The sequence below is a fragment of the Rhizobium sp. SEMIA 4085 genome, assembly GCF_013004495.1.
GTDB classification, from domain to species: domain Bacteria; phylum Pseudomonadota; class Alphaproteobacteria; order Rhizobiales; family Rhizobiaceae; genus Rhizobium; species Rhizobium gallicum.
Genome location: NZ_JABEPH010000446.1, coordinates 1 through 4204, shown reverse-complemented (window position 1 = coordinate 4204; position 4204 = coordinate 1). Strand labels below are relative to the sequence as shown.

5 protein-coding genes are annotated in these 4204 nt (G+C 62.9%); 1 reads left to right on the top strand and 4 read right to left on the bottom strand.

All coding sequences use genetic code 11. The annotated features are described in order from the left end of the window. The 3 genes from C9413_RS28720 to C9413_RS28710 all read right to left on the bottom strand — a co-directional run. The coding region (locus C9413_RS28720; RefSeq protein ID WP_170251251.1) for a protein adenylyltransferase SelO at positions 1-1318 on the bottom strand (1318 nt) is incomplete at its 3' end. A gap of 68 nt (positions 1319-1386) precedes the next feature. Beyond that, on the bottom strand, positions 1387-1632 hold the full coding sequence (locus tag C9413_RS28715; protein WP_039844311.1) for a hypothetical protein: 246 nt from the start codon (positions 1630-1632) through the stop codon (positions 1387-1389). A gap of 6 nt (positions 1633-1638) precedes the next feature. Continuing rightward, the gene (locus tag C9413_RS28710; RefSeq protein WP_039844312.1) at positions 1639-2595 is read right to left on the bottom strand and encodes a homocysteine S-methyltransferase family protein; all 957 of its coding nucleotides are present in this window, start codon (positions 2593-2595) and stop codon (positions 1639-1641) included. Between the two features lie 208 nt (positions 2596-2803). Here C9413_RS28710 and C9413_RS28705 point away from each other — a divergent pair, with 208 nt between their 5' ends. Continuing rightward, positions 2804-3433 (top strand): TetR/AcrR family transcriptional regulator, encoded by a 630-nt coding sequence (locus C9413_RS28705; protein ID WP_039844313.1) that lies wholly within the window; start codon positions 2804-2806, stop codon positions 3431-3433. A gap of 398 nt (positions 3434-3831) precedes the next feature. Here the strand turns inward: C9413_RS28705 and C9413_RS28700 are convergent. Beyond that, positions 3832-4204: DUF1697 domain-containing protein (locus tag C9413_RS28700; protein ID WP_170251250.1), on the bottom strand; the 373-nt coding region annotated here is incomplete at its 5' end.

Sequence of the window (4204 nt, the reverse complement as noted above, 5' to 3'; positions counted from 1 at the left end):
GGGCCGGGTTGACCTTGCACATCGCCTCCGCGCGTTCGGCCGGTGATTGCAGGTCGCGCGACAGCCGCTCGCGCCAGCGTGCCAGCCATTCGCCGCAGGTCTCCGGCTCGCGGAAGCTCGCGGTAAAGGCCGTCTCCGCCGCACCGTCGCCGGCAAGGGCGCAAAGCCGCCGGAAGGCCAGCGTGAAATCCGCCTTTCCGTCCTGCATCAGCGCCAGCAACGACTGAATCAGGTCCAGATCGCCGTCCTCTTCCGAGACGAGGCCAATCTTGCGGCGCATGCCCGAAAGCCAATGTGCCTGGAACCGCTTGCCATAGTCCGTAATGACGTCGTTGGCGCGCTCGACGGCCCTGTCCTGATCCGAATCGATCAGCGGCAGCAGCGTCTCGCCTAGGCGCGCAAGGTTCCATTGTCCGATGCCGGGCTGGTTGGCATAGGCATAGCGACCGTGATGGTCGATCGAGGAGAAGACGGTTGCCGGATCATATGCATCCATGAAGGCGCACGGCCCGAAGTCGATCGTCTCGCCGGAGATTGACATGTTGTCGGTGTTCATCACGCCGTGGATGAAGCCGACATGCAACCAGCGGGCAATCAGCGCCGCCTGCCGCTCGCAGACCGCTTGGTAGAGTGCAAGATATGGGTTTTCGGCAGCCTCCAGCTCTGGATAGTGCCGTTCGATCACATAGTCGGCGAGCGCCTTGATGCCTTCGACATCGCCGCGGGCCGCGAAGAACTGAAAGGTGCCGATGCGGATATGGCTTCCCGCAACGCGGGTGAAGACCGCACCCGGCAGCACCTCTTCGCGATAGACGGGCTGGCCGGTCGAAACTGCGGCGAGCGCCCGTGTCGCCGGGATACCGAGGGCATACATCGCCTCGCTGACGATATATTCGCGAAGCACCGGCCCGAGTGCTGCACGCCCGTCGCCGCGGCGTGAGAACGGTGTCTGTCCCGCGCCCTTCAGCTGGATGTCCTGCCGCTTGCCGTTCCGGTCGATCACCTCGCCGAGCAGGATCGCGCGGCCGTCGCCGAGCAGCGGCACGAAGCCTCCGAACTGGTGCCCGGCATAGGCCATGGCCAGCGGTTCGGCGCCTTCCGGCAGGAGATTGCCGGAAAAGATCGCGGCACCCTCGCGTCTCAGCAAATCCACATCGAGCCCCAGTTGGGCGGCGAGTTCCTCGTTCAGCTTGATCAGCCAGGGCTCCGCCGCCCGCGACGGCTCCTGCAGCGCAAAGAAGTGCTGCGGCAACCGCGCATAGCTGTTGTCGAACGGAAAGGCGCACACGGGCGCAGCTTTTTTAAGAACAGAGGTCATAGGCCATAGGTAGGGCCGCGCCGCTGCGCATGCAAGCGCACGGCAGCGGACACATCTGCCGCCATCGGTCACTGAGCATGCACCGGCCCTGGTTTGTCGGTTCCGGTTGGCTGATCGGCGACATGCGCATGATACCCGTTCGGACCGATGCCGATATCCCGCAACAGGTGACCGTCGAGGCCCTCAAAGGGTATCAGCCCGGCATCGAACAGCTCGAAGGCTTCGTGCTGATGCTTGTGTTTGTGGCGGAAAGCATAGCGCACTGCTTCTTGGAGCAGGTGGCTCGGCCGCCATTGTTGGATCGTAACCATCATTACACCTCATGCGCTCGCTGCCTGCGGCGGTAGGCAGGCTTCGCAGATTGCCATGACATGCCGGTGATCAGTACCGCAGCAGCCGCCCAGCACGCGCAGCTGCGGCATGCTGGACAACAGCCTCCGGTAGCGATTGCCGAAATCGATCGGATCGCCGGCGTCCAGCGTTTCGCTATCGTCGAGCTCGGCATGGCTCATCATCGAGGCATTGGCCCGGATGCCGCAAACACGCTTCACCCAGGCGCTATCATGATCGAGTGCGGCCTCGAAATGCGTCGGGTGCGCGCAGTTGATCATGTAGTAGGCTGGCGCGCCGCCGGTCGCCGCATCCGTCGTTTCGATCGCATCCTGGATGCTGCGCCCGGTCACGAGCCTGCCGTCCGTTTCCACGGTAAAGGAGATCGCCGACGGCATGCCATGGGCCCTGGCGGCGCGGGCAACCCCGATCGCCTCGTCGATACTGGTGAGCGTGAAGGCCGTCACCATGTCCGCCTTTGTCCCGGCGAAAGCCGCGATCTGCTCGCCGTGGTAGTCCTCGGCTTCCGAAGCGTTCATCGCGCCCGCTTTGTAGCCGTCGCCGCGCGGGCCGATTGCGCCGCTGATGACGATCGGCATCTGCGGCCGCTCGTATTCGCCCCTCAGCTCGGCGAGCAATTCGACGGCATCCTCGTTTGCAGTCTTCAGAGCTTGCGGCGAATAGCCGAGCTTGTTGCCCCAGTCGGCGTTGGCGCGCCAGGTCGCCGTGTCGAGCACGAAGCCGGTGCCGTGCTGGCGCGCGATATCGAGATAGCGCCGGTAGTATTCCTTCAGCTTTCGCCGTCCTTCTGGCGAGGCGAGAAGGACGAAGGAAGCGAAATGCGCAAGCTCCATGCCCTCGTGGAAGATCAGCGTGGTTTCCATGCCGCCGTCGGTGATGAATGTGCCGCCGCTTAACTGCGGCAGTCTGTCTCTGTATCTGCTCATCGGTAGCTCCGCCCCTCGTTTGACCGGTCGGATCGATCGGCCATGTGAGATTTCTCCCCCTTTAGAGCCTGCTAAACTAGCCAGCTTGCGGTATACTGGTGGCGATTTCCAAAGTTGCTGTTTGAAATCAAACGGTTGGGAGGATGAGGCGGTAGGGTGTTGCGTTAGGCCGCGATGAAAAACTGTACCGGCGGTACAGGAGGGGTTAATGCGCAAGGGCGAGGAAACGAGAACCCGCATTCTTGATGTGGCGGAGGCGGCCGTACTCCAGAAGGGTTTCGGCGGCACCTCCATCGAGGAGCTGATTGCCGAGACCGGCATCACCAAGAGCGGATTTTTCTATCATTTCAAGGATAAGAACGAACTCGCGAAAGCACTGCTCAACCGCTACATCGAAAACGACGAGCGGATCTATGACGAGATCTTCAGCCGCGCCCGCGACCTTGTGGACGATCCGCTGCAATCCTTCCTGCTCGGCCTCAAGCTTCTGTCCGAACTGCTCTGCGATCTGCCGAACGGCCATCCCGGCTGCCTCGTCGCCACCATCTGCTATTACGAACGGCTCTTCGACCGCGAGATTCGGGAGACGAACAGGAACGCGGTACTCGCTTGGCGCTACCGCTTCCGCGGCATGTTCGAAGAGATCATGGCCGTCTACACGCCGCGCGAGCCGGTTAATATCGACCACCTCGCCGACATGGTATCCTCCGTCCTGGAAGGCGGCATCGTGCTGTCGAAGGCCCTCAAGGAACCGAACACGCTTGCCGAGCAGATCCTGATGCTGAGGACCTTCGTCAAGTTGCTGTTCCAGCCTTTCGTGGAGGTCTCGAGGGCGTAGGCTTAGCGAATGCGGCTACGTGGGGCCATGCGGTGCAGAAGGTCTCGGCGTCTCCACTTTCTCCCTCATCTGTGTGCCTGTCAAAGAGATCCAGCCACGGCGCTTCCGCTCCGTGAATGACGTCGTGTCTGAATGTGGTCTCCCGCGCTGAAGGACTTGGGCGCGCTGGATTCCTGTGACAGGCACAGGAACGAATATGGGATGGGCCTGGTGGCAAAATGCGCGCATCCAGCGGATCCATACCGTCAAGGCGGCGTGCGAGGAGTGACCCTTCGAGGCCCTGCGGCTTCGCCTCAGGCACCTCAGGACGAGGGCCGTGCCCGCGGGCACCGGCGATCAGCCCCCATCCTGAGATGCAAGACCGCAGGGCGCAGCCTCGAAATATTCTACGGTGCGTCTTACCCGCGGTCCTCCATCGCCGCCGCCATCTCGGCGAGCTTGCGCACGGTGTTGAGGTTGCGCGACGTCCCTGCCTTCAGCGCCGGAAGCTTGAGCTTCGATTTTCCGGAGCCGATCGGATAGTGCACGTAGATCTCGCGCCCAGCGACCTTCGCCTCCTCGCCGTCCGGCGCCACCATATTGTCAAGGGCACCCTTGGGGGCAGCCTCGGGCAGGAAGGTCACCAGCAGGAAATTCGGCTTGGCATCGGGAAAGGGCGCCTCGTCGACGATCTTCTGCAACTCCTTGCGGCTGCGGAGCATCACGCCCGGCTTCTTGCCGAAATTCCGGGCCAGGGCCCCGTCCAGCCGCCTCGCGGGCGCGGCCCCGGTC